This is a genomic window from Cellulosimicrobium sp. G4 BAM 1002, assembly GCF_057126935.1.
In genome coordinates this window covers 3083061-3109104 of sequence record NZ_CP182109.1, presented here as the reverse complement: position 1 = coordinate 3109104, position 26044 = coordinate 3083061, and the positions used below count along the sequence as shown (strand labels likewise).

At 73.2% G+C, this 26044-nt stretch carries 20 protein-coding genes; 14 read left to right on the top strand and 6 right to left on the bottom strand.

All coding sequences use genetic code 11. The features are described 5' to 3' along the window. Window positions 1-184: 184 nt before the first annotated feature. From cimA to murQ, 8 genes are all read left to right on the top strand, one after another. Window positions 185-1843: a citramalate synthase gene (gene cimA, locus ACMXGY_RS14135; RefSeq protein WP_483773618.1), complete on the top strand. Its 1659-nt coding sequence runs from the start codon at window positions 185-187 to the stop codon at window positions 1841-1843. A 299-nt stretch (window positions 1844-2142) separates the two neighbouring features. Further along, window positions 2143-3192 (top strand): lipoate-protein ligase LplAB, encoded by a 1050-nt coding sequence (gene lplAB, locus ACMXGY_RS14130; RefSeq protein WP_483773617.1) that lies wholly within the window; start codon window positions 2143-2145, stop codon window positions 3190-3192. A 291-nt stretch (window positions 3193-3483) separates the two neighbouring features. Next, window positions 3484-4794, top strand: coding sequence for a sugar ABC transporter substrate-binding protein (locus tag ACMXGY_RS14125; RefSeq protein ID WP_483773616.1), 1311 nt, complete (start codon window positions 3484-3486; stop codon window positions 4792-4794). Window positions 4795-4924: 130 nt separating this feature from the next. Continuing rightward, window positions 4925-5935 (top strand): carbohydrate ABC transporter permease, encoded by a 1011-nt coding sequence (locus ACMXGY_RS14120; RefSeq protein WP_483773615.1) that lies wholly within the window; start codon window positions 4925-4927, stop codon window positions 5933-5935. Window positions 5936-6000: 65 nt separating this feature from the next. After that, on the top strand, window positions 6001-6834 hold the full coding sequence (locus ACMXGY_RS14115) for a carbohydrate ABC transporter permease (protein WP_483776869.1): 834 nt from the start codon (window positions 6001-6003) through the stop codon (window positions 6832-6834). Further along, the gene (locus ACMXGY_RS14110) at window positions 6831-8507 is read left to right on the top strand and encodes a glycoside hydrolase family 3 N-terminal domain-containing protein (protein WP_483773614.1); all 1677 of its coding nucleotides are present in this window, start codon (window positions 6831-6833) and stop codon (window positions 8505-8507) included. The genes ACMXGY_RS14115 and ACMXGY_RS14110 overlap by 4 nt, the downstream gene beginning before the upstream one ends. Then, entirely contained in the window at window positions 8504-9805 is a 1302-nt protein-coding gene (locus ACMXGY_RS14105; protein WP_483773613.1) for an anhydro-N-acetylmuramic acid kinase, read from the top strand. The genes ACMXGY_RS14110 and ACMXGY_RS14105 overlap by 4 nt, the downstream gene beginning before the upstream one ends. After that, complete coding sequence (gene murQ / locus ACMXGY_RS14100) at window positions 9802-10770, top strand: N-acetylmuramic acid 6-phosphate etherase (RefSeq protein WP_483773612.1); 969 nt, start codon at window positions 9802-9804, stop codon at window positions 10768-10770. Before ACMXGY_RS14105 ends, murQ begins: the two co-directional genes overlap by 4 nt. A gap of 39 nt (window positions 10771-10809) precedes the next feature. Here the strand turns inward: murQ and ACMXGY_RS14095 are convergent, their stop codons facing one another. Beyond that, window positions 10810-11556, bottom strand: a complete 747-nt coding sequence (locus ACMXGY_RS14095) for a YggS family pyridoxal phosphate-dependent enzyme (RefSeq protein ID WP_483773611.1) — start codon at window positions 11554-11556, stop codon at window positions 10810-10812. Window positions 11557-11665: 109 nt separating this feature from the next. Here ACMXGY_RS14095 and ACMXGY_RS14090 point away from each other — a divergent pair, with 109 nt between their 5' ends. Continuing rightward, window positions 11666-12064 carry a YccF domain-containing protein gene (locus ACMXGY_RS14090; protein WP_483773610.1) on the top strand — a complete coding sequence of 133 codons (399 nt, stop codon included), beginning with the start codon at window positions 11666-11668 and terminating at the stop codon, window positions 12062-12064. 18 nt (window positions 12065-12082) lie between these two features. Here the strand turns inward: ACMXGY_RS14090 and ybaK are convergent, their stop codons facing one another. Then, a complete protein-coding gene (gene ybaK / locus ACMXGY_RS14085) occupies window positions 12083-12586 on the bottom strand; it encodes a Cys-tRNA(Pro) deacylase (protein ID WP_483773609.1) in 504 nt (167 codons plus the stop codon). Between the two features lie 26 nt (window positions 12587-12612). Next, a complete protein-coding gene (locus ACMXGY_RS14080) occupies window positions 12613-13338 on the bottom strand; it encodes a VIT1/CCC1 transporter family protein (protein ID WP_483773608.1) in 726 nt (241 codons plus the stop codon). 94 nt (window positions 13339-13432) lie between these two features. Between ACMXGY_RS14080 and ACMXGY_RS14075 the strand changes: the two genes are divergently transcribed. Together ACMXGY_RS14075 and ACMXGY_RS14070 are read left to right on the top strand one after the other, a co-directional pair. Then, complete coding sequence (locus ACMXGY_RS14075; protein ID WP_483773607.1) at window positions 13433-14290, top strand: N-acetyltransferase family protein; 858 nt, start codon at window positions 13433-13435, stop codon at window positions 14288-14290. A 196-nt stretch (window positions 14291-14486) separates the two neighbouring features. Then, a complete protein-coding gene (locus tag ACMXGY_RS14070; RefSeq protein WP_483773606.1) occupies window positions 14487-14891 on the top strand; it encodes a carboxymuconolactone decarboxylase family protein in 405 nt (134 codons plus the stop codon). Between the two features lie 30 nt (window positions 14892-14921). On the opposite strand, the gene ACMXGY_RS14065 is transcribed toward ACMXGY_RS14070, so the two are convergent. Further along, window positions 14922-17657: a DEAD/DEAH box helicase gene (locus tag ACMXGY_RS14065; protein WP_483773605.1), complete on the bottom strand. Its 2736-nt coding sequence runs from the start codon at window positions 17655-17657 to the stop codon at window positions 14922-14924. A 389-nt stretch (window positions 17658-18046) separates the two neighbouring features. Between ACMXGY_RS14065 and ACMXGY_RS14060 the strand changes: the two genes are divergently transcribed. Together ACMXGY_RS14060 and ACMXGY_RS14055 are read left to right on the top strand one after the other, a co-directional pair. Continuing rightward, window positions 18047-22978 (top strand): glycoside hydrolase domain-containing protein, encoded by a 4932-nt coding sequence (locus tag ACMXGY_RS14060; protein WP_483773604.1) that lies wholly within the window; start codon window positions 18047-18049, stop codon window positions 22976-22978. Window positions 22979-23093: 115 nt separating this feature from the next. Further along, window positions 23094-23687 carry a YdeI/OmpD-associated family protein gene (locus tag ACMXGY_RS14055; RefSeq protein WP_483773603.1) on the top strand — a complete coding sequence of 198 codons (594 nt, stop codon included), beginning with the start codon at window positions 23094-23096 and terminating at the stop codon, window positions 23685-23687. A 9-nt stretch (window positions 23688-23696) separates the two neighbouring features. On the opposite strand, the gene ACMXGY_RS14050 is transcribed toward ACMXGY_RS14055, so the two are convergent. Beyond that, complete coding sequence (locus ACMXGY_RS14050; protein ID WP_483773602.1) at window positions 23697-24485, bottom strand: helix-turn-helix transcriptional regulator; 789 nt, start codon at window positions 24483-24485, stop codon at window positions 23697-23699. Between the two features lie 156 nt (window positions 24486-24641). Here ACMXGY_RS14050 and ACMXGY_RS14045 point away from each other — a divergent pair, with 156 nt between their 5' ends. Further along, window positions 24642-25055, top strand: a complete 414-nt coding sequence (locus ACMXGY_RS14045) for an isomerase (protein ID WP_483773601.1) — start codon at window positions 24642-24644, stop codon at window positions 25053-25055. 84 nt (window positions 25056-25139) lie between these two features. Here ACMXGY_RS14045 and ACMXGY_RS14040 read toward each other — a convergent pair whose 3' ends face one another. After that, complete coding sequence (locus ACMXGY_RS14040; RefSeq protein WP_483773600.1) at window positions 25140-25967, bottom strand: phosphotransferase; 828 nt, start codon at window positions 25965-25967, stop codon at window positions 25140-25142. Window positions 25968-26044: the final 77 nt, after the last annotated feature.

The window sequence follows — 26044 nt, the reverse complement described above, 5'->3', positions numbered from 1 at the left end:
CCCACCGGACGCGCTCACCTCCCGCACCCTCGGGGGGTTTTTTTGTTGCTGGGCACCACCCCCGCTCGGCGACACGGACGCCGGGCCACCCGCCTCACGAGGGCAGCAGCCCGGCATCCTGGGAGACGGTCCTGGACGGGCGGCATCTCGCCGCCCGCGCAAGCGAACGGCAGGAAGAGGCACCATGACCTCGGCGACGACCCCCGTGACCAGCCCTCACCGCCCGCGGGTCTTCCACGTCTACGACACGACCCTGCGCGACGGCGCGCAGCAGGAGGGGATGAACCTCTCCGTCGCCGACAAGCTGGCCATCGCGCCGCTGCTCGACGAGCTGGGCGTGGGGTTCATCGAGGGCGGCTGGCCGGGCGCGGTGCCGAAGGACACCGAGTTCTTCCGGCGCGCGGCCAAGGAGCTCGACCTCAAGAACGCCGTGCTCGCCGCCTTCGGGTCCACCCGCAAGGCAGGCCTGCGCGCCTGGGACGACGCGCAGGTGCGCGCGCTCGTCGACTCCGAGGCCCCCGTCGTGACGCTCGTCGCCAAGTCGGACGTCCGTCACGTCGAGCGGGCCCTGCGCACGACGCCCGACGAGGGCCTCGCGATGATCACCGACACGGTGTCGTTCCTCGTCGGTGAGGGCCGCCGCGTCGTCGTCGACGCCGAGCACTTCTTCGACGGCTACCGGTACGACCCCGCGTTCTCCCGCGCCGCCGTGCAGGCGGCGTTCGACGCAGGGGCCGAGGTCGTGGCGCTGTGCGACACCAACGGCGGCATGCTGCCCACCTGGGTGGGTGAGATCGTCACGGAGCTGCGCGACGCCGTCGGGCTGGGCCACGGGCGCGACGCGCTCCCCGGCGACGCGCTGCTCGGGGTACACGCCCACAACGACTCGGGCTGCGCCGTCGGCAACACGCTCGCCGCCGTCGAGGCGGGCGCCGCGCACGTGCAGGGCACCGTCAACGGCTACGGCGAGCGCACCGGCAACGTGGAGCTGCTCACCGTCGTCGCCAACCTCGAGCTCAAGTACGGGCTGCGCACCCTCGCGGGGGAGGGGCTCGACGACGCCACGCGCATCGCGCACGCCGTCAGCGAGATCACCAACATCTCGCCCTACGCGCGCCAGCCGTACGTCGGGGCGAGCGCGTTCGCGCACAAGGCCGGCCTGCACGCGAGCGCCATCAAGGTCGACCCGGACCTGTACCAGCACATCGACCCGACGGCGGTCGGCAACGACATCCGCATGCTCGTGTCCGACATGGCCGGCCGCGCGTCGATCGAGCTCAAGGGTCGCGAGCTCGGCTTCGACCTGTCGGGCCAGGGCGAGCTCCTCACGCGCGTGACGAACCGCGTCAAGGACGACGAGGCGAACGGCTACACCTACGAGGCGGCCGACGCGTCGTTCGAGCTGCTGCTGCGCGAGGAGATGACGGGCGAACGGCCGCCGTACTTCCGCGTCGAGAGCTGGCGCACCATCATCGAGCGGGCCGGCTCTCGCGGGACCGAGGCGACCGCCGAGGCGACCGTCAAGCTGCACGCCGGAGGTGAGCGCATCGTCACGACCGGCGAGGGCAACGGGCCGGTCAACGCGCTCGACCACGCGCTGCGGCTCGCGCTCACGCGCGTGTACCCCGAGATCGAGGCGTTCGAGCTCATCGACTTCAAGGTCCGCATCCTCGACACCGAGCAGGGCACCGACGCCATCACGCGCGTCCTCATCGAGACCACCGACGGCTCGACGTCGTGGTCGACCGTGGGAGTCGGGCCGAACCTCATCGAGGCGGCGTGGGAGGCGTTGACCGACTCCGCGATCTACGGGCTGGTCCACGCGGGCGTCGACCCGCGCTGAGGTCTGCGTCGGGCGCGCGTGGCGGGGCTGGGTGGACGGGGCGGGTCGCGCGCTCGGGCTGCCGCGCCGTCACCGTGGTCTCCCGACCTCGCTCCACGAGCGCGGCTCTGACGCCCTTCGCACCCGACCCGCCCCGTCCGGCGTGGTCGCACCCTCGTCGCCGCCACCTCGCCCGCCACCTCGCCCGTCACCGCGCCTACCGAGTAGAACCGCGGTCGGGCGAGGTAGAACCGTGGTCGGGCGAGGCGGGTCGGCCCGACGGCGGTCCGTGGGTCCGGCGGCGGGCTTAGGGTGGACGGGTGCGTGGTGAGTACAAGGTTCCCGGTGGCAAGCTCGTAGCGGTCGACGTCGAGGTGGAGGAAGGGCGGCTCGCCCGGGTCGCGGTGAGCGGCGACTTCTTCCTCGAGCCCGACGACGCGCTCGAGGACATCGACGGCGCGCTGACGGGGATGCCCGAGACCGCGACCGTGACACAGCTCGCGAACGCGGTCCAGGGGGCGCTCGGCGACGACGTCTCGATGATCGGGTTCTCGCCCGAGGCGGTCGCCATCGCGGTGCGCCGCGCACTCGGGCACGCGACGGGGTGGCACGACCACACGTTCGAGCTGATCCACGAGGGGCCCGAGAGCCCGGCGATGCACCTCGCACTCGACCAGGTGCTCACCGAGGAGCTCGATGCTGGCCGGCGTGGTCCCACGCTGCGGATCTGGGAGTGGGCGTCGCCCGCCGTGATCATCGGGTCGTTCCAGTCGCTGCGCAACGAGGTGGACGCGGAGGGCGCCGAGCGGCACGGCGTGACCGTCGTGCGGCGCATCTCCGGTGGCGGTGCGATGTTCGTCGAGCCCGGCAACACGATCACCTACTCGCTCTACGTCCCGGCGTCGCTCGTCGAAGGGCTGAGCTTCGAGCGCTCCTACGCGTTCCTCGACGACTGGGTGCTCGGGGCGCTCGCGGACGTCGGCATCGAGGCGACGTACAAGCCGCTCAACGACATCGCGTCGCCCGCGGGCAAGATCGCCGGTGCCGCGCAGAAGCGCCTGCGCGGGGGAGCGGTGCTGCACCACGTGACGATGGCGTACGACATCGACGCCGACAAGATGACCGAGGTGCTGCGCATCGGGCGCGAGAAGCTCTCGGACAAGGGGACGAAGAGCGCGAACAAGCGCGTCGACCCGCTGCGCTCGCAGACGGGGATGTCCCGCGAGGCGGTCATCGAGGCGTTCGAGAACCACTTCCGCTCCCGGTACGGGACCGTGGACGGCAAGGTCACGCCGGAGGAGCGGGCAGCCGCCGAGGAGCTGGCCCGGACGAAGTTCTCGACCCCGGAGTGGACCGCGCGCGTGCCGTGACCCTCGCGCCGCGGCAACCCGGCGCCGGACCAGGGTTCTACCTCGGCTGACCGCGGTGCTACCTCGCCGGACCAGGGTTCTACCTCGGCCGACCAGGGTTCTACCTGGGCGATTGTTAAGAACGTGCAACATCTGTGCGGCACGCTTCCGTTCGTGCACCGGTGGCAGTAATCTTCACGCATACGCTCACTGATGGAAGTAAGTTTCAGCGTGACCGGTCCGGCCGCGCGACATCAGGGCACACGACCCGGCCGTCTCCCCAGCGGCCGACCAGAAAGGAAGTGTCACGGCATGCAGCGACGCAGCACGGTGGCCGTCACGGGCACCCTCCTCCTCGCGCTCGGCCTGTCCGCGTGCGGCGGGTCGAACGGTGGCGGCGACGCGGAGAACTCCGCGGACGCCGGCTCCGGCGACTTCTCGGGCGAGACCCTCACCGTCTGGATCATGGAGGGCACCAACCCTGACGCCGACGCGTTCTTCGACGAGGTGACGACCGCTTTCAAGGAAGAGACGGGCGCCGACCTCCAGATCGAGTTCCAGCCGTGGGCGAGCGCCCACGACAAGTTCACGACGTCCATCGCGGGCAACACCACGCCCGACGTCGCCGAGGTCGGCACAACGTGGACGGGCGAGTTCGCCGACGTCGGCGCCCTGGCGGACCTGTCCGAGCGCATCGCCGACGCCGGGCTCGAGGAGGACCTCGTCCCGGGCCTCGTGGAGTCGGCCACGCTCGACGGCGGCGTGTACGGCATGCCGTGGTACGCGGGCGTGCGCTCGGTGGTCTACCGGGCAGACCTCTTCGAGGCCGCGGGCATCGAGCCGCCGACCTCGTGGGACGAGCTCGTGGCCGCGGCCGACGCGCTCAAGGCCGCGAACCCCGAGATCATCCCGTTCCCGGTCGCGGGTGACAGCCAGTACGGCGCCATGCCGTTCATCTGGGGCGCCGGTGGCGACCTCGCGGTGCAGGACGGCGACACGTGGACGTCCGAGATCAACTCACCCGAGTCCGTGGAGGGTCTCGAGTTCTACACGGGCCTCGCGACCGAGCACGGCTTCTCCACCGCCGCCGCGACGACGTGGAAGGAGACCGACCTCCTCGCCGCGTTCGAGCAGGGCCAGGTCGGCATGATGATCTCGGGCTCCTGGACGCCGGGCAAGATCCTCGCCGACGTGCCCGACATGGAGGGCAAGCTCGGCGCGTTCCCGATCCCGGGGCAGACCGAGGGCCTGTCCGACTCGTTCCTCGGCGGCTCCCACCTCGGCGTCTTCGAGGCGAGCGACAAGCAGGACCTCGCGTGGGAGTTCGTCGAGATGATGACGACGGGCGAGTTCGCGGAGGAGTGGGGCCAGCAGTCGGGGTACTTCCCGGGCCAGACCTCGCTCCTCGAGAAGGTCATCGAGGAGGACGACCCGATGGTCGCGCCGTTCGCGCAGCAGATGGTCGAGGCCGGGCGCTCCGTCCCGGTGACGCCGCTGTACGGCCAGATCCAGGGCAAGAAGACGCTGGAGACGATGCTCCAGTCGATCCTCTCGGGCAGCGCCACCGTCCAGGAGGCCGCCGACACCGCCGCCGCCGACATGGACGAGACGTTCGGCTCCTGACGACCGGGCCCGGCCGCGAGGGCTCCTCGCGGCCGGGCCGGCCCGCCGTCCGGCCCGCGTCGTCGCGCCCGCGCTCCGCCGCGCCGCGCACGCGCACCCCCGACAGAACCGCACCCGCGACAGGATGACCATGGCAGACCTTCGAGCCGCGCCCGGCGCGTCGGTGGACCCCGACGGATCGGGCGGCCCCGCGCCGTCGGGCACCACGACGACGGCGCGCGCCCCACGACGCCGACCCGGCACCCTGGGCCACCGTTCCCCGCTGCGACCGTGGCTGTTGCTCGCCCCCGCGCTCGTCGTGCTCGGCGTGCTGCTCCTGTGGCCGCTCGTGCGGGTGGTCCTGCTCTCGCTGCAGGACTACGGGCTGCGCCAGATCGCGAGCGGCGAGTCCAACTGGATCGGGCTGCAGAACTACGCCGACATCCTCGGCGACAGCTACCTGTGGACCGTCGTGCTGCCGAACACGGTGCTCTTCGCGCTCGCGTGCGTCGTGCTCACGGTCGTGCTCGGCACGGCGGTCGCGCTCTTCCTCAACACCCTCGGCGGGTTCTGGCGGGGCGTCGGCGCGACGGCGATCATGGTCGCCTGGGCCGTGCCGGCGATCACGGGCACGTACGTCTGGATCTGGATCTTCGACCCCCTCAACGGCCTGGTCGCCTCGATCCTCGAGGGCCTCGGCACGATCGAGCCGGGCACGGTGAACTGGTTCACCGAGCGGCTGTCGTTCTACGCGATCGCGACGCTCAACGTCGTGCACCACGGGTTCCCGTTCGTCGCGATCACCGTGCTCGCGGGCCTCATGACCATCCCGAACGAGCTGCACGAGGCCGCGAAGGTCGACGGCGCCTCGGCGTGGCGGCGCTTCTGGTCCATCACCGCACCGATCCTGCGTCCGGTGTTCGCCGTCGTGACGATCCTGTCGACCATCTGGGACTTCAAGGTCTTCACGCAGATCTACCTCATGCCCGGCGGCAACGGCGGCAACAAGGACGTGTTCAACCTCGGCGTGTGGTCGTACATCGAGTCGTTCGCGCAGGGCAAGTACGGCATGGGCGCGGCGATCGCCGTCCTGCTCACGCTCATCCTGCTCGGCATCACGCTCGTCTACATGCGCACCTTGTTCAAGGAGGAGGAGCTGTGAGCGCCACCGCGGTCGACGCCCGCACCGACGCCGTCCCCGGCGGCCCGGCCCGCCCGACGCAGACCCTGCGCGCCCATCGGCGCGACCCGGGGGCCGCGACCGCGAAGACGGTCGGGCTCGTCGCGCTGCTGGTCTTCTCGTTGTTCCCCGCCTACTGGATGTTCTCGTCGGCGATCGACCCCGAGGCCGCGACACGCGGCGCGCGGCTGCTGCCCGTCGGCGTCACGTGGGACAACTTCGTCACCGTGATCGACGACGGCGGGTTCGGCCACTACCTGCGCAACTCCGTCCTCGTCGCGGCCGGCACGGTCGTCGCGTCGTCGCTCGTCGCGCTCCTCGCGGCCGTCGCGGTGAGCCGGTTCCGGTTCCGGTTCCGCCGCTCGATGCTCGTGCTCATCCTCATGGTGCAGATGGTGCCGCTCGAGGCGCTCGTCATCCCGCTGTTCATCCAGATGCGCAACCTCAACATGCTCAACTCGCTGCTGGGCCTGACGATCGTCTACCTCGCGTTCGCGCTGCCCTTCGCGATCTGGACGCTGCGCGGCTTCGTCGCCGCGGTGCCCGTCGAGCTCGAGGAGGCCGCGTTCCTCGACGGCGCGTCGTGGGGCCGCATGTTCTGGCGGATCCTCGTGCCGCTCGTCGCCCCGGGGGTCGTCGCCACGAGCGTGTTCTCGTTCATCACCGCGTGGAACGAGTTCATCTTCGCGCTGACGTTCCTGCAGCAGTCGAGCAAGTACACGGTGCCGATCGGGCTGCAGAAGTTCTTCGGCGAGAACACCACCGACTGGGGCGCGGTCATGGCCGCGTCCACGATCATCACGCTGCCCGTGCTGGTCTTCTTCGTGCTCGTGCAGCGCAACCTCTCGTCCGGGCTCACCGCAGGGTCGGTGAAGGGATGAGCGAGGTGTCGACCCCCGTGTCCGAGGACGTCCTGCGCGCGGTCAACGGTGTGCTCCTGCCGGGCTTCACCGGGACGGACGAGCCGCCCTCGTGGCTCGTCGACGCTGCGCGGCACGGCCTGGCCGGCGTCCTCTACTTCGGGCACAACACGCCCGACGTCGCGACGACGGCCCGGCTGTCCGCGCGCCTGCGCGAGATCTCGCCCGACCTGCTCGTCGCGATCGACGAGGAGGGCGGCGACGTGTCGCGGCTCGAGGCGGCGACCGGCTCGAGCATCCCCGGGAACGCCGCGCTCGGGGTGGTCGACGACGTCACGGCCACCGAGGCTGTCGGCCGCGCGCTGGGCCGTCTCCTCACCGCCACGGGCGTCGACCTCGACCTCGCACCGGACCTCGACGTGAACTCGGACCCGGACAACCCCGTGATCGGGGTGCGCTCGTTCGGCGCCGACCCGGCGCTCGTCTCCCGCCACGGCACGGCCTTCGTCCGCGGACTGCACGCCGGGGGCGCGGGGGCGTGCGGCAAGCACTTCCCCGGGCACGGAGCGACGAACGTGGACTCCCACCTCGCGCTGCCCGTCGTCGACGCGACCCTCGACGAGCTGCGCGAACGCGACCTCCCGCCGTTCGCGGCGACCTTGTCGCCGGACGCGTCCACCCCGGACGCCGGCGACGCCCGGCTCGACGCCGTCATGACGGCGCACCTCGTGGTGCCCGCTCTCGGGCCGCTGCCCGGCACGCTCGAACCGGCGGTCGGTGCGCTCGTGCGCGAGCTCGGCTTCGACGGCCCGATCGTCACCGACGCGCTCGACATGGGCGCGGTGACGTCGTTCGGCGGCAGCGCGGATGCCTACGGCTCCACGCGCGGCGTGGGCGAGGTCGCGGTCCGGGCCGTCGAGGCGGGCGCGGACCTGCTGTGCCTCGGGACGACGGCCGGTCGCGACGACGAGGCGCTCTTCCGCCAGGCGCAGGAGGCTCTCGTCGCCGCGGTGACCTCCCGCCGGGTCACGCTCGACCGTCTGCGCGAGTCCGCCGCGCGGACTGCCCGTGCCCGGACGACGATCCGCGCTCGCCAGGCGGCGTCCGGTGTCGAGCGCTCGCCCGAGTCCGCGCTGGCGGCGCTCGACGACCTGGAGCGGCTGGGCACCGAGGTCGCCGCGCGGGCCGTGCGGTTCGCCGAGGGGGGACCGGACGCGGCTGCCCGCCAGCCTCTGCCGCTGACGAGCGCCCCGGACGTCCTGGACCTCCGTCTGCGGTTCGACCACGCGGCGGGCCGCACCGCCCAGCACGTGCAGCGCGCGATCGACGAGGCGTTCGGTGCCGGCGTGCGTCACCTGCGCCCCGCCGACGAGGCCGCGTGGGCGCTGGCGCTCGCGGCCGTGCGCGCGGTCGACCGGCCGCTCGTCGTGCTCACGCGAGAGCCCGTCCCGGGCTCGGGCGAGCGCACCCGGCTGGAGGCGCTGCTCACGGCCCGGCCTGACGCCGTGGTGATCCACACCGGGTTCCCTGGCGCGGTCGCGCAGTGGTTCGGGCCGTTCGCCGGCACTGCCGTCGTCGTCGCCTGCGGGACCGGGCGGGCCAACGCGCGGGCCGCCGTCGCGCTGCTGCGCGGCGCCTCGGTCACGGGCCTGGTCACCGGACCGACGACGACGCCCGAGGAGGACGCGCGATGATCGTCCTCGGGCTGTCCTCCGGCACGTCGGTCGACGCGATCGACGCCGCCGCCGCCGACCTGACCCTCGGCGCGGACGGCGTGCTGCGCATGCGTCCTCTCGGCCACACCGAGTACGCGTGGCCGCCGGCGCTGCGCGAGCGCATCCTCAAGGCGCTGCCGCCCGCCGCGGTCGACGTGGCGGAGGTCGCGCAGCTCGACACCCTCATCGGCCAGGAGCTCGGGCGCGCGGGCCGGCGGGCGATCGACGACGTCGCGGGCGGCGACGTCGACCTCGTCGCCTCGCACGGGCAGACGATCTACCACTGGGTCGTCGGCACCCGGGCGCGCGGCACGCTGCAGCTCGGCAACGCGGCGTGGGTCGCCGAGCACGTGAAGCGGCCCGTGATCAGCGACTTCCGCGTCGCCGACGTCGCGGCGGGAGGTCACGGCGCGCCACTGGTGAGCGTGCTCGACGCTCTGTGGCTGGGGCGCGACGGCGACGCGGGCGACGGCCCGGGAGGTGCAGGCCTGACGGCCGCGCTCAACATCGGCGGCATCGCGAACGTCTCGCTCGTCGGGCGGGTCGACGACCCCGTCACCGGGTGGGACACGGGCCCGGGCAACTGCCTCCTCGACGTGGCGGTCACCGCGATCACCGACGGCCGGCTCGCCTACGACCGCGACGGCGAGCTCGCCGCGCGGGGGACGGTCGACCCCGTCGCGCTCGCCGCGCTGCTCGACGACCCGTACTTCGCCGCACCGCCCCCCAAGTCGACGGGACGCGAGCACTTCGACGCGACGTACGTCGCGCGCCGGCTCGCCTCCGTCCGTCCCGACCTCACGGGCCCGGACCTCGTCGCGACGCTCACGGAGCTCACCGCCGTCACCGTCGCCGACGCGCTCGCCGGGCACGACGTGCGCCGCGTCGTCGTCTCGGGCGGCGGCGCCCGCAACCCCGTCCTGCTCGACCGTCTGCGAGCGGCGCTCGCGGGTCGCCTACCGCACCCCGTCGACGTCGTGACGTCCGACGACCTCGGGCTGGCCGTCGACGCGAAGGAGGCCTACCTCTTCGCGCTGCTCGGGTTCCTGTCCGCGCACGGGCTGCCGGGGACGGCGCAGGGCGAGCACCGCCGTCGGGCGACCGGGGCTCGCCGCGCCGTCGTGCTCGGCTCGCTCACCCCGCCCACGCCGGTGCCGTGGCCCGCCGCGAGCGGGCCCGTGCGCCGCCTGCTGCTCGCGAACACCGCGCACGGTCTCGTCCCGAGCCCGCGCGAGAGGGGTCCGCTCGCGGACCCGACGAAGGGAAGCACCCGATGACCGACCCGACCGTCGCTCCGAGCGCGAGCTCGAGAGTCGAGGAGTGGCACGACCTGCTGCGCCTCGCGTCGCCGACCGAGGAGCGCAACCCGCGCACGAGCGACGTCGACCTGCTGCCCACCGCCGACGTCGTGCGTCTCATCACGGACGAGGACGCGGGCGTCACCGACGCCGTGCGGGCCCAGCGCGACCGGATCGCCGCGGCCGTCGACCTCGCCGTCGAGGCGCTGCGGGCGGGCGGTCGGGTGCACTACGTCGGGTCGGGCACGTCGGGTCGGCTCGGCGTGCTCGACGCCGTCGAGCTCCTGCCGACGTACGGCGTCGGGGAGGAGTGGTTCGTCGCGCACCTCGCCGGGGGAGTGGGCGCGATGATGCTCGCGGTCGAGGGCGCGGAGGACGACGTCGAGCTCGGCCGCCGCGACGTCGACGCGGTCGGGCCGCACGACGTCGTCGTGGGGCTCGCCGCGAGCGGCCGCACGCCCTACGTGCGCGGCGCGCTGGACCTCGCCCGTGAGCGGGGTGCGCGCACGGTCCTGGTGTCCGCGAACCCGAACGCGCCGCTCGCGGTCGGCGCGGACGTGGCGGTCCTCGTCGACACCGGGCCCGAGGTCGTCACCGGGTCCACGCGCATGAAGGCCGCCACGGCGCAGAAGCTCGTGCTCAACACGTTCTCGACGGCGGTCATGATCCGGCTCGGCAAGACGTACTCGAACCTCATGATCGACGTGCGACCGACCAACCAGAAGCTGCGCGCCCGCATCGTGCGCATGCTGGTCCAGGCCACGGGCCTCAAGGCGGAGGCGTGCGAGGACGTGCTGCACACGGCCGACGGCGAGGTGCACGTCGCGCTCGTCATGCTCCTGGGCGGCGTGGACGTCGACGCCGCGCGCGACGCGCTGCGCGGCGACGGGGTCGGGGGCGTCCGCGACGCGCTGGCCCGCCTGGGCGCCCCTCCCGGGAGATAGCCAGGCCCGACGACCCGTGCGCGTTCCCCGCCCCCGGCGCTACCTCGGTGAGGGGCGCGGGCCGAAGACGGCGGTGCCGACGCGCACGATCGTCGCGCCCTCGGCGACCGCGAGCTCGAGGTCGCCGCTCATGCCCATCGAGAGCTCGCGCGCGTCCGCGGTGCCGGGTGCGCCCGAGAGCACGACGGCGTCGCGCACGTCCCGCAGGAGCGCGAAGCCCGCGCGCACGACCGCCTCGTCGGGCGAGTTCGCCCCGATGGTCATGAACCCGGTGAGGCGCAGGCCCGGAAGCGCGGCTACCGCGGCCGCGAGGGCGGGGGCGTCGTCGGGCCGGACGCCCGACTTCGACTCCTCACCCGAGACGTTCACCTGGACCATGACGTGGAGACTGCGGCCGTCGCGCGCGCAGCGCGCGGAGAGCGCCTCGGCGAGCGCGAGCGAGTCGACGCTCTCGACGCCCGTGGCCGTCGCGAGCACCTGGTTGGCCTTGTTGCGCTGGAGGTGGCCGATCATGTGGACCTCGGCGCGCCCGGCGGCGACGAGGTCCGCGAGGTCGGGTGCCTTCGCGACGAGCTCCTGCACGCGGTTCTCGCCGATCAGGTCGGCGCCGGCGTCGACCACCGCGCGGACCGCCTCGGCGGTCTGGGTCTTCGTCGCCACGAGCAGCCGCACGTCCGACGGCGCACGGCCCGCCGCGCGTGCGGCGTCGTCGACCCGGGTGCGCACCCGGGCGAAGTTCTGCGCGACGTGCGCGGGCAGCACGGACGGCGGCTCGGGGAGGGGCATGCCGCCAGTCTAGGACCGCACGACCGGCGATCTCGGGGTCGGGTCAGGGTGGTCACCGATCGGCAGGACCGTCGTCGTCGGCGAGAATAGCGGGGGAAAGGACGGTGCCGTGAAGACACTGCTCAACATCATCTGGCTCGTGTTCGCCGGACTCTGGCTCGCGCTCGGGTACGTCGCGGCGGGCATCATCTGCTGCATCCTCATCGTGACCATCCCGTTCGGCATCGCGAGCTTCCGCATCGCGGGCTACGCGCTGTGGCCGTTCGGGCGCACGGTGGTCGACAAGCCGACCTCGGGCGCCTGGTCGACGATCGGCAACGTCATCTGGGTGATCGTCGCCGGCATCTGGCTCGCGATCGGGCACGTGGTGACCGCGATCCCGCTGTTCGTCTCGATCATCGGCATCCCGCTCGGGATCGCGAACCTCAAGATGATCCCGGTCTCGCTCCTGCCGCTCGGCAAGGACATCGTCCCGACGGACGCCCCGTACACCGCCTACCAGCGCTGATGCTCGCGGACTTGTCGTCTACCTCGCGATGGGCGACGTCGTCCCTGCCGTGAGGCGCAGCAGGTCCGACGGCGCGAGGCCGACGTCGAGGCCGCGGCGCCCGCCCGAGACGTAGACGGTGTCGAACGCCAGGGCGCTCTCGTCGAGCACCGTGCGGTGCCGCTGCTTCTGCCCGAGCGGGGAGATCCCGCCGACGACGTACCCCGTCGCGCGCTCGGCCGCGGCGGGCTCCGCCATCGTCGTCTTCTTGCCGCCCGCCGCCTTGGCGAGCGCCTTGAGGTCGAGCTGGCGGTCGACGGGCACGATCCCGACGACGAGCGGCCCGCCGTCGAGGACTGCGAGCAGCGTCTTGAACACCTGCTCGGCCGGGACGCCGATCGCGGCGGCGGCCTCCAGGCCGTAGCTCAGCTCGCTCGACGGGTCGTGCTCGTACGGGTGCAGCGTGTGCGCGACGCCCTCGCGCTCGAGGAGGACGACCGCCGGGGTCCCGGCGTGCGCGGACGACTTCGACTTCTTGGCCACGGAGCCGATTCTGCCCCAGGGCCCCGCTACACGTTCACGTCGAGCACGGACCCGATCGCGTACGTGACGCCCATCGCGACGGCGCCGCCGAGCACGGTCCGTACGGTCGCGCGTCGTGTCGGTGCGTTCCCGAGACGGGCGGACCCCCACCCGGTGAGGACGAGCGCGAGCACGACGGCGACGAACGTCACGGGGATCCGTGCGGGCGCGGGCGCGAGGAGGATCGCGGCGAACGGCAGCAGGCCACCCACCGAGAACGAGACGATCGACGCGACCGCGGCCTCCCACGGGCTCGTGAGCTCGTCCGGGTCGAGGTGCAGCTCGGCGTCGGCGTGCGCGGCGAGCGGGTCCCGCTCGGTGAGCTGGACGGCGACCTGGCGCGCGAGGTCGGGTGTCAGGCCCTTGTCCTCGTAGATCCCGGCGAGCTCCTCGAGCTCGGCGTCGGGCATCTCGGCGAGCTCGCGTCGCTCGGTCGCGAGCAGCGCCTTCTCGGTGTCGCGTTGCGTGCTCACGGACACGTACTCCCCGGCGGCCATGGACAGCGCGCCGGCGAGGAGCGCAGCCCCGCCTGCCGTCGCGATCACGGGGATCGAGGTGCTCGTCGCCGCGACCCCGACGACGACGCCCGCCGTCGAGACGATGCCGTCGTTCGCGCCGAGCACGCCGGCGCGCAGCCGGTTGAGCCGTGACCCGGTGCCCTCGGCGCGGTGCGGCTCGCCGGGGTGGGGTGCGCTGCGGGGGACGTCGCTCATGGGCCCACCGTAGGGTCCTCGATCCTCGACCCGCAGAGGATCGAGGTCCGCAATTGCCGTGCGTGGCGGTGGCGCGACGGTGTCTCATCGGGACATGGCGACGGAGACGGGTACACCGCGGGTCGAGGAGCTGGGCGAGGTCGTCGACGCGCTGCGCGCCTGGCAGGACGACGCGGCGCCGCTGCAGCTGCACCCGGGCGACGTGGGCTGGTTCTGGCGGTTCGGCGCGGACGAGACCGCCGCCGCGCTCCGGACGTGGCGCCGCGACGGCCGGATCGTCGCCGTCGGGCTGCTCGACGGTCCCGACCTGCTCCGTCTGGGGATCTCGCCCGACGCGCAGCACGACGAGGAGCTCGCGCACCGGCTCGCCGAGGACGCGGGTCTACCCGAGCGAGGCGTGCTGGGAGAGGGAGCGGTGTCCGTCGAGGCACCGGTCGGCGCGCTGGTCGACGAGCACCTGGGCGCGGCGGGCTGGCGCCAGGACGAGTCGTGGGCCCTGCTGCGTCGCGACCTCACCGAGCCGGTCGAGGACCCGGGCGTGCAGGTGCGGGTGGTCGGCCCCGCGGAGGCGCGGGCATGGGCGGAGGTGCTCACGTCGTCGTTCGGCGGGTCGACGCCCGCGCCGGAGCGATGGCACGCCCTGGCGGCCGGGCTCCCGTACGCCGACGCACGGTGCCTCCTCGTGGGCGAGGGCAGTGCCGTCGTCGGCGTGTGGTCGGCCGGCCCGGGACGACCGGGACTGATCGAGCCCATGGGTGTGCACGCCGACCACCGCGGCCGCGGGCTCGGGAGGGCGGTCACGCTCGCCGGTCTGGCGGCGCTCCGCGAGCTCGGCGCGTCGAGCTCGCTCGTCGCCACGCCGAGCTCCAACGCCGGGGCGGTCGCCACGTACGTCTCGGCCGGATTCGGTCACCTGCCCGCACGGCGCGACCGGCGTCGAGACTCCGCCTGACGCCTCGTCGACCACGCGCGACCCTTGACGGCAGCCGTGCCCGACCCCCTAGCCTGCTCGATGTGACGCAGGGGGCGCGACGGCGTGCTCACGGCCGCTCGGGTGCGCGCGACGGCGTGCGCCGAGGGTCGGACGACGACCCGTCCGGGTTCTCTCCTCGTCCTGCCGACGGACCCGGACGAAGGAGCGAGCACCCATGGACGACGCCACGACCCGCAAGGAGCGCTACGAGCAGGGCCGGGCGGTGTTCGACGCGGTCAACGGCCCGGCAGGAGCAGCCGTCGTCGACGCGCTCGTGGGCGTCTCGCCGGAGCTGGAGCACCAGATCTCGGCGTGGGCGTACGGGGAGATCTACGCGCGCCCCGGACTGGAACCGCGGGACCGGCAGCTCGTCACGCTCGGCATGCTCGCCGCGCTCGGCGGCTGCGAGCGGCAGCTCGAGCTGCACGTCAGCACCGCGCTCGACGTCGGGCTCACTCCGGACCAGGTCGTCGAGGCGCTGCTGCAGTCGGCGGTCTACTGCGGGATCCCGCGCGCGATGAACGCGACGCTCGTCGCCAAGCGCGTCTTCGCCGCGCGAGGACTGCTCCCGGTCGGGTGAGCGGGGCGGGGGACACCGCCGGTCCGTCGTCTACAGGGGCCCGACGGCGAGCACGGTCACCACGGGCTCGCCCGCCTCGTCGCTCGCGGCGAGGTCGACGCTCGCCGTGATCGCCCAGTCGTGGTCGCCCGCCGGGTCGTCGAGCACCTGCCGGACCAGCCACGTGCCCGCCGGGACCACGCCACCCGGGGCGTGCGCCGTCGTCGGGCCCTCGTGCCCTGCCGGCAGCTCGGCGCCCGCCTCGACGACCCGGAACAGCGCGGCGGAGCGTGCGCCCGGGCCGATGCCGATCGCGTCGTCACCCTGGTCCTCGAACAGCGGGTCGAGCGCGTCGCCCCACGCGTCGGCGTCCCAGCCGGCGCCGCCGTCGAGCGCGCCGAGCGCGCGGTAGTCCTCGCGCGCGGCGAGCTCGACGCGGCGGAACAGCGCGTTGCGCACGAGGCGCCGGAACGAGCGGGGGTTGCCCGTGACGGGCCGGGTCGGCGCCTCGGCGCCCGCCCCGGAGAGCGGGCCGTCACCCACCTCGGTGTCGGCGTCGTCGTCGACCGGGTGGGCGAGGCGCTCCCACTCGTCCAGGAGCGACGAGTCGACGCCGCGCACGAGCTCGCCCAGCCACTCGACGATCTCCTGCACCTCCTCGGTGCGGTGCTCGTCGGGCACGACCTGGCGCAGCGCCCGGTAGGCGTCGGCGAGGTAGCGCAGCACCACGCCCTCGGTCCGTTCGAGGCCGTAGACCGACACGAACTCGGTGAAGGTCATGGCGCGCTCGACCATGTCGCGCACGACGGACTTGGGCGACAGCTCGGCGTCGGCCACCCAGGGGTTGGACCGCTTGTACGTCGCGAACGCGGGCTCCAGGAGCTCGGCGAGCGGCTTGGGCCACGTGACCTCCTCGAGGAGCGCCATGCGCTCCTCGTACTCGTAGCCCTCGGCCTTCATCGCGGCGACCGCCTCGCCCTTCGCGGCGTTCTGCTGCCCGTAGAGCACCTGGCGGGGGTCGTCGAGCGTCGCCTCGATCACGGACACGACGTCGAGGGCGTGCGTCGCGCCCTCGACGTCGAGCAGGTCGAGGGCGGCGAGCGCGAACGGCGACAGCGGCTGGTTGAGCGCGAAGTCGCGTGGCACGTCCACGGTGAGCCGCACGCTCGGACGGTAGCCCTCCGGGCGGGACGCGTCGTCGACCCGCACGCGCTCGACGATCCCGGCGACGCGCAGCGAGCGGTAGATCCGGAACACCTGGCGCACGTGGTCACGACGCTGGGACTCCGTGTCGTGGTTGGCGAGGAGGAGGTGGCGCATGGCGGCGACCGGGTCGCGGCGCGGGTCGTCGGCTGCGGCGTGGGGCCCGTGCCCGTGCTGCTGCGTGCGCGCGAGCACGTTGAGCACCATCGCGTGGTTCACGGTGAAGTGGCTGGTCAGCGGCTCGGGGTCGGCGTCGCGGAGGCGCTCGAACGTCGCGTCGGTCCAGTTCACCGACCCCTGCGGCGCCTTCTTGCGCACGATCTTCTTGAGCTTCTTCGGGTCGTCGCCCGCCTTGGCGAGCATCTTGCGGTTCTCGATGACGTGCTCGGGCGCCATGACGAGCACCTCGCCGACGGTGTCGTACCCGGCGCGACCGGCGCGGCCCGCGATCTGGTGGAACTCGCGCGCGCTGAGGTGGCGCATGCGCTCGCCGTCGAACTTCACGAGGCTCGTGAGCAGCACCGTGCGGATGGGCACGTTGATCCCGACGCCGAGCGTGTCCGTGCCGCACACGACCTTGAGCAGGCCCGCCTGGGTCAGGCGCTCGACGACGCGGCGGTACTTGGGCAGCATGCCCGCGTGGTGCACGCCGACGCCGTGGCGCAGGAACTTGCTGAGCGTCTTGCCGAACCCGGTGCCGAACCGGAAGTCCCCGAGCTCGGCGGCGATCGCCTCCTTCTCGGACTTCGACGCGACGTTCATCGACAGCAGCGACTGCGCGCGCTCGACGGCGTCCTTCTGCGTGAAGTGCACGACGTACACCGGCGCGCGGTGCGTCGTGACGAGCTCCTCGATGACCTCGGTGAGCGGCTCGACGACGTAGCTGAAGTGGAGCGGGACCGGGCGCTGGGCGGTCGTCACCTCGGCGACGGGACGGCCCGAGCGCTCCTCGAGCTCCTCGACGAAGCGGGTCGTGTCGCCGAGGGTCGCCGACATGAGCAGGAACTGGGTGTTCGGCAGCTCGAGGAGGGGCACCTGCCACGCCCAGCCGCGCTGCGGGTCGGCGTAGAAGTGGAACTCGTCCATGACGACCTGGGAGATCGCGTCCTCGTCGTCGGGCCCGGTGCCGTCGTCGCCGCGGCGGAGCGCGATGTTCGCGAGGATCTCTGCCGTGCAGCAGATGATCGGGGCGTCGGGGTTGACCGCCGAGTCGCCCGTCGTCATGCCGACGTTCTTGGACCCGAACGCCGTGACGAGCGCGAAGAACTTCTCGCTCACGAGCGCCTTGAGGGGCGCCGTGTAGTACGTCCGGCCGCCGCGACCGGACCGGTGCGCGGCGAGCGCCGCGAACTGCGCGCCCATCGCGACCAGCGACTTCCCGGACCCCGTAGGGGTCGACAGGATGACGTGCGAGCCGCTGACCAGCTCGATGAGGGCCTCGCTCTGATGCGGGTAGAGCTCGAGACCCTGCTCGGTCGCCCACGTCGTGAACCCCTCGTAGAGCGCGTCCGGGTCCGGGGCCTTGCCCGTCGGGGCGGGCACGTGCGCGAGGAGAGCCGGGGTCCGGCCGGTCGTGGTGGTCACAGGGAGAGTCTGTCAGGTGGCGCGGCCGGCGCCCGAGCCGGCGAGCACCCGAGGTGCCGAACCCGGGGTTCCGCGTCGTCCGACGGCGATCATGGCGGAGAACCCCGGGTTCGGCGGCGTTGCCAGGCGGACCGCGGGGTGGTTGATAGCGCTGTCAGGATGTGCGAGAGTAGGCCGACCCGGCGCCGTGCCGGGTCGACCTCCGTGTCATCGACGACAACCACCCACGACGCCGTGGGAGCGAGAGAGCCTACGAGAAGTCCCGCGAGCGACGGCCGTCCACCTGGTGATCACCTGCTCGTCACCCCCGTCTGTCACGGTGCCGCGGGCACCGTGACCGAACCGGCCCCGTGCCACCGTCCGTGCCACCCATCCACCCTGAGGACACCATGAACCACCGGTTCCCTGCCGCGGGCGCGCGCCGCTCCCTCCCGGCTCCCGACGCGCTCACCTCTGCACGACCGGTCAGCACCCCTGTCCGCCGCTGGAGCCGTCGCCTCGTCGCCGGCACGGTCGCGGCGGCGCTGGCCGTCGTGGGACTCGTCCCGGCCGCGTCGGCGGTCGTCGCACCCGCGGCGCCCGACGTGCCGGACCGCGCCTCGTTGGTCGACGTGTTCGTCGGCACCGAGGGCGACTACGGCAACGACATGCCCGCCGCGCAGGCGCCGAACGGGCTGGCGAAGGTGAACCCGCGCACGACGCCGGGCCGCAACAACACCGGCTACGACTACGCGCAGTCGCAGATCTCGGGCTTCACGCACACCAACCTCGACGGCGTCGGCGGCTCCGGCGGCGGCGGCGACATCCTCGTGGTGCCGACGTCCGGGTCGTACACGGCGCGGCCCGGCACGGGCACCTACGCGCACCCGTTCTCGCACGACGACGAGGTCGGGAGCCCTGGCTACTACACGGTCGGCCTCGGCAACGTCGCCGGCACGGACGGCGGGATCACCACGGCACCCGGCGCGATCGAGGCGGAGGTTGCCGCGACCACGCGGTCGGGCGTGCACCGCTACGCGTTCCCCGAGGGCGCGACGCCCAGCCTCGTCGTCGACCTCGAGACCAACAACACGAGCCGCCGGTCCTCCTCGGTGCAGGTCGAGACGCTCGCGGACGGCACCGTGGAGCTCTCCGGTCAGGTCACCGGCTACTTCTACAACGCGGCCTACACGCTGTACTACACCGCGCGGACGCTCCAGCCCGCGACCGTGCGGACGTGGGGCGACGACGACAAGCTGGTCGACGCGACCGCGCAGGACGGCGTCGACACCGGCGCGATCCTCACGTTCGACCCGGCCGACGCGGGGGACGTCGGCCTGCAGGTGACGCTGTCGCCGGTGAGCGTCGAGCAGGCGCGGACCGACCAGCAGGTCGAGCTCGGCGAGCTGTCGTTCGACGAGATCCGCGACCGCACGCGCGCCGAGTGGAACGCGACGCTCGGGCGCGTCGCCGTCGACGCCTCGACCGCGACCGACCCCACGGGCGAGCTGCAGAAGCTCTTCTACACGCACCTGTACCGCATGTTCGCGATGCCGATGAACGCGACGAGCACGTCGGGCACGTACCGCGGCGTCGACGGCGCGGTGCACGCCGCGCAGGGCTTCACGTACTACGACTCGTGGGCCACGTGGGACGACTTCCGCAAGTTCTCCGTCATCGCCTACATCGACCCGGCGCTGTACCGCGACATGGTGCAGTCGTTGATCTACCTGTTCGCCGACGCCGAGGCGACGGGTACCGGCGGCGGCCTCGGCGGGTTCGTGCACTCGGTCCCGACGGTGCGCTGGGAGCGGTCGTCGGTCGTGGTCGCGGACGCGATCGCCAAGGGCTTCGACGGCTTCGACCGGCTCGACGAGGCGTACCCGGCGCTCCAGCGGCTCGTCGGGCAGTACAGCGCGGACGAGCTCCAGCGCGGCTACGTGGCGGGCAACCCCGGCGCGTCCGTGCAGCGCGGCTACGACCAGTACGGCCTGTCCGTGATCGCGGACGAGCTGGGCCTGACGGACGAGGCGCAGACGATGCGCGAGCAGGCGTCGTGGCCGATCGAGAAGCTCACCAAGCCGGGCGCGTGGACCGCGGCCGACGGCACGCAGGTCGGCCTCCTCACCCCGCGCGCCGCCGACGGCTCGTGGCAGAGCGCCGACTACGCGAGGTTCGAGGCCGCCAGCCTCTACCAGGGCACGCTCTGGCAGTACCACTGGTACGACGCGTACGACATGGACGCGCTGGTCGAGGCGATGGGCGGCCCCGAGGCGGCGCGCCTCGCGATGCGCCACATGTTCGGCGAGCACGCGCCGGACGACGGCAAGGCCATGCTCCACTCGAACGCCAACGAGATCGACCTCCAGGCGCCGTACCTCTTCAACTACACGGGCGAGCCGAGCCTGACGCAGAAGTGGGCGCGCGCGATCTACACGAAGGAGACCTGGAACCGGTACATCGCGACCGGCTCCTCCAGCGCTGTCCCGAGCGGCGGCGGCGAGTTCACGCCGCCCGTGAAGACGAAGGTCTACCAGCTCGACCCGCGCGGCATGCTCCCCACGATGGACAACGACGCCGGCACGATGTCGACGATGTTCGTCGCCGCGGCCGTCGGCCTGTTCCCGGTGACCGCTGGGTCGTCCGAGTTCCAGATCGGCTCGCCGTTCTTCGACTCCACGACCATCACGTACGACGACGGCAGCGCCTTCACGGTGACGGCCGACGGCGTCTCCGAGGACGCGTTCTACGTCCAGTCGGCGACGCTCGACGGCGCGACGTTCGGCAACACGTGGGTCGACTACGAGACGGTGATCGGGGGCGCGGACCTAGCGTTCCGCATGGGCGAGCAGCCGAGCGACTGGGGCACGGACACCGAGCCCGCGTTCTCCATGAGCACCGCCACGGACGAGCCCGTCGGGGGCCCGCGCGTGAGTGCCGACCCGACGACGGTCCAGACCGGCGACGGCGGCGCGCTCGACGCGACCGTGACCCTCACGCTCGACGGCGCGCGGTTCGCCGCGTCCGCCGGCACGGACCTCGTCGCGAGCGGGGTCGCGAGCGTCGTCGGGCTGCCCGACGGCGTCACGGCGGCCGTGACGGTCACGTCGCCGACCACGCTCACCGTCTCCCTGACGGGGACGGCGTCCGCCGACGCGCGCTTCTACGTCCACCTGGGCGACGGCGCTCTCGCCGACGGCGTCGCGGCGTCGACGCTGCGCGGCCAGGGCGTCTCGGTGCTCTCCCCGCTGCGCCTGTCCGTGGCGTCCGCCGAGCGCGACGCGCTCGCCGCGCTCGTCGACGACGCCGAGCTCGTGCGGCACGGGAACTACTCCTCGGTGACGTTCGACCGGTTCTCCACCGCGCTGACGAAGGCGCAGGAGGCCCTCGGCGACGAGGCCGCGACGAGCATCGCGCTGCGGTTCGCCGTCGACCGCCTGGGCGCGGCGATCGACGCGCTCGACCTCACGGGCGGCGGCTACCGCACGCTCGAGGCCGAGCAGTCCGAGGCGTGGTCGGGCGGCGAGCTGAAGAACGAGGCGAACAGCTCGTCCGGCAACCTCGGCGGTGTGCGCTCCGGGTCGTGGGTGCAGTACCGCGACATGACCTTCGAGACCGCTGCGGGGGACGCCGCGCCGCGCTTCCTCACCGTGCGGTACGACACGAGCTTCGGCCCCACGGAGGCGCCGAGCACCGTGCGCGTGCACGCCGGCGACGTGAGCGGCCCCGTGGTCGCGACCGTCGACCTGTTGGGTACGAGCGGCTGGGGCAGGTACACCGAGGTGACGGCGGAGCTCGGCGACGTGCAGGCCCTCCTCGACGCGAAGGCCGTCACGTTCGAGCTCCTCGCGCCGTCGGGCCGGAGCTGGGTCGGCAACTTCGACTGGTTCCGGTTCAGCGCCGAGGACCCGGCGGCCCCGGGCCAGCCGGGCGAGTCGCCGACCGTGACGATCCAGGCCGAGGACTGGACCGCGAACTCCGGTCGCGGGCTCAAGAAGGAGTCCTCGACGTGGACGAGCGGTCCGGTGACGAACGTCGGCGGCACCGCGGACGGCGACTGGCTCTCCTACGGGGCGGTCGACCTCGGTGAGCTCCCGCTCGGCGAGCTGTCGGTCCACTACGTGCACAACGCCAACCGGTCCGGGCGGAACTCGGCGCTGTCGGTGTACCTCGACGCGTTCGACCCGGCGAACCCGGGCGAGCCGTTCGTCACCGTGCCGCTGCCGACGACCGGGTCGAGCTGGACCTCGGACGGGACGGCGACCGTCGTCCTGCCGGAGACGGTGCAGGGGACGCACGAGGTGTTCGTGCGGCTGACGACCGAGGCGTACGCCGACCACCCGTACGTCGCGAACCTCGACAGCCTGACGTTCGCACCGGGCGGCCCGACGTCGGTCGTCGTCGAGTCCGAGGCCTGGACGTCGAACTCCGGCCGCGGCCTCAAGAACGAGTCCTCGACGTGGACGAGCGGTCCGGTGACGAACGTCGGCGGCACCGCGGACGGCGACTGGCTCTCCTACGGCGAGGTCGACCTCGGCTCCGCCGCGCTCGACCAGCTCTCCGTCCACTACGTGCACAACGCCAACCGGTCCGGGCGGAACTCGGCGCTGTCGGTGTACCTCGACGCGTTCGACCCCGCGAACCCGGGCGAGCCGTTCGTCACCGTGCCGCTGCCCAGCACCGGCTCGAGCTGGACGACTGACGGGGTCGCGACCGTCGACCTGCCGAGCACCGTGCGCGGCACCCACGAGGTGTTCGTCCGGCTGTCGACCGAGGCGTACGCCGACCACCCGTACGTCGCGAACCTCGACCGCATGACGTTCTTCACCGAGGCGTACGACGTGGAGGTCCCGCCGACGGACACGACCGCGCTCGTCGCGACGGTGGCCGACGTCGAGCACCTGGAGGCCGAGGCCGACCGCTACGGCCGGATCGACTTCGGCGTGTTCACCCGGGAGCTGTCGGCGGCGCGTGCGCTCCTCGGCACGGCGGACGCCGCGCAGGAGCGGGTCGACGAGCAGACGCGCCGTCTGCGGCTGGCGGCCGGACAGCTCGTCCCGATGCAGCCGCTGCTCGTCACGGTCGAGGTGAGCCCACGCTGCCTCGCCGGCAAGCCGTACGTCGCGGTCCGGGCGTCCAACACGTCCGACCAGCCGGTCGACGTCGTGCTAGCGAGCGCGCTGGGCTCACGGACCTTCGACGCCGTGGCACCGGGGGCGAGCGCCTACCAGTCGTTCGCCGCGCGGTCGGTCACGGGCGAGGTCGTCGTGACGGTGACCGCGACGGGGCCGGAGGGCACGCAGACGGTCGAGCAGACCGTCGTCGTCCCGGCCTGCGGCTGACCGGGCCGACCCGGGAGGCGCCTGCTTCGCCTCCCGGGTCGCCTCCTCGGTCACCACCCTGGCGCGGGGCCGACCTGTCGGGCACGCTGATGGCTCCACCGACGACGGAGGCGCAGTGACCGACGAGTACCGAGGCCGACCCGCGTTCCATGCCGAGACGCCCGAGGCGTGGCGCGCGTGGCTGGCCGAGCACCACGACGACGCCGAACCCGGCGTCTGGCTCGTGACGTGGCGCCGGGAGAGCGGCCGGGACACGTACGGCTACGAGCCGTGGATCGAGGAGGCGCTCTCCTACGGCTGGATCGACGGGCAGGCGTCCACGGTCGACGAGGAGCGGCACGCGCTGTGGTTCACGCGGCGCCGGCCCGGCAGCCGCTGGACCCGGCTCAGCAAGGAGCGGGTGGCGCGGGTCGAGGCCGACGGGCGCATGACCGCGGCTGGTCGCGCCGTCGTCGACGCGGCGAAGGCCGACGGGTCGTGGACCCGGCACGACGACGCCGAGGCGCTCGTCGTGCCCGACGACCTCGCCCGTGCGCTCGCGGAGCGTCGCGGTGCCCGCGAGCACTTCGACGCGTTCACGCCCGGGGCGCGGCGCGCGATCCTCGGATGGATCGTCGAGGCGCGACGTGCCGACACCCGCGCGCGGCGTGTCGCCGAGACCGCCGAGCTGGCCGAGCAGGGCGTGCCGGCCCACCAGCCGCGTCGGTAGGTCGAACGCTCAGCGCTCGACGCCGAGCGCGGCGGCGGTCGCGTCGTCGGCCGGGAAGAACGACTCGATCGCGATCTCGTCGAGGGTCACGTCACGCGGCGACCCGAACACGGTCATCGTGTAAAGGAACGCGAGCTCTCCCTGCGGTGTCGACAGGCGGAGCGGCACGACGGCGTCGCTCGCGGCCACGCGGTCGTCGCGCCCGTCGTCCGGTCGCGGCACGTAGCCGTCGACCTCGGCGAGCAGGTCGGCGAGCGCCGGGTCCCCGGTCCGTTCGAGCTGGCGGCGCACGCGCCGTCGGACGTGGCCGCCCCACTCGGCGAGGTTCGCGATCCGCGGTGCGAGGCCCTGCGGGTGGAGGGTGGCGCGCAGGACGTTCACCGGCGGCTCGCGGAGCGCGGCAGAGACCCCGTCGAGGAACGCGCCGGCGGCCGCGTTGGCAGCGAGGAGGTTCCAGCGGCCGTCGACCGCCATGGCGGGGAACGGCTCGTGGCCCGCGAGCACGAGGTCGACGGCTCGCCGGGCGGCCACCAGCGTCGCGGTCGACAACGCCGTCTCGCGGAACCGCGGCGCGTAGCCCGCCGCGAGGTAGACGTCGTTGCGGGCCCGCAGGGGCACGTCGAGCTCGTCGCACAGGCGGTCGATCATCTCGCGGCTGGGGCGCGCACGACCCGTCTCGAGAAAGCTGATGTGGCGGGCCGAGACGTCCGCCCCGACGGCGAGGTCGAGCTGCGAGCGGCGGCGGCGCACGCGCCACTCGCGCAGCAGGGTGCCGACGGGTGCGTCCACGAGGGTCATGGGCCCACCCTGCCGCGCGCGACGGCGTCAGCCAACTACCTCGGAGGTCATCGACGACACGACGTCACCGCCTCGACGCTGGTGGTCCGGCACCCGGCCGGGCCGCAACGGCGGCACCTGGCGAGCCTCGTCAGGAGCCCGACACGAGGAGGAACCATGTCCGAGACCACGACGACCACGACCACGACCACCACGACCGCGACAGCGGTCGACCGCTACCTGGCGTTCTGGAACACTCCCGGCGCGGCGGAGCGGGACCGGCTCGCGTGCGACACGTTCGCGCGACAGGTCGAGTACGTCGCGCCCGCCGCCCGCGCCGAGGGGTGCGACGCGGTGCTGGCGTTCGCGAACGAGCTGCTCACGCACGTCGCGAGCCACCGGTTCGAAGCGCGCGAGGAGCCCGACGTGTACGACGACCGTCTCCGCCTGCGCTGGCGGGCGGTGGCGCCCGACGGGTCGGAGTTCGCGACGGGCACCGACGTGCTGCACGTCCGGCCGGACGGGCTCATCACCGCGGTGAGCACGTTCCTCGACCGCGCCCCCGACGGGTTCGACGCCCACCACCACTGACCGTGAGTGCATGAGATAGTCGCGGTCGAATCGATCCGGGCGCGACTATTTCATGCACTCAGCGGGGCGGGTGGTCTGGTCGCGTCAGGAGAGGTCCCACAGCAGGCGGTAGTAGGCGATGCGCTCCGGGTCGGGGTCGACGCCGTAGCCCGCGTACACGTGGCCGTCGTACCCGGGGCCGTAGTTCCACTCCGTGCTCCAGGCCGCGACGGCGAGGTCTGCCCACCGGTCGGCGACCCCGAGCGACCCGAGGTCGACGTGTGCGGCGAACGTGCCGTCGTCGTGCAGGAGCGTGTTGGGCACGCACGCGTCGCCGTGGCACACGACGAGGCGGTCGACGGCGGGTGCGTCGTCGAGCAGCGCGCGAGCCCGCGCGGTGCCCAGACCGCGGTGCTCGGGGAACCACTGCGCGGGGCCGTCGCCGCGCGCCAGCCGGGCGTCGGCGTTCGCCACCCGGTCCTCGACCGACCACGTGAAGGGGCATGACTCGACCGGCAGGGCGTCGTGCAGCATGCGCAGCCCACGGCCGATCGAGGTTGCCGCGACCACCGGGTCCCCCGCCCAGCGCGCCTCGACCGCCGAGCGCCCGGGTACCGCACGCGTGACGAGCCACGCGCCGTCGGCGTCCTCGCCCCGGTCGAGCACGCGGGGAACGGGCGAGCGGTCACCCACCCAGGCGATGCGCTCCGCCTCGCCCGGGAGGTCGAGCTCCGGGGTCCCGGCCGGCACCCACTTGGCGTACCGCGTGGTCTCCGGTGCCGACGGGTCGGTGGTCTCCAGGCGGAAGGTCAGCCCGCCGAGGACGTTGCGCCACACGGGGGTGACGACGTCGGCTCCCGCGAGCGCGCGGATCGCCTGAGGGACGGTGACGGGGCCGGTCGGGATCTCGGCGATGGTCGGGGCGCGGCTCACGCGAGCGATCCTCGCATGCGACCCGGGCGGGTCCGCGGTGTATTACCGGCCGGTCCGCCTCGCTCCCTCCGGACGGG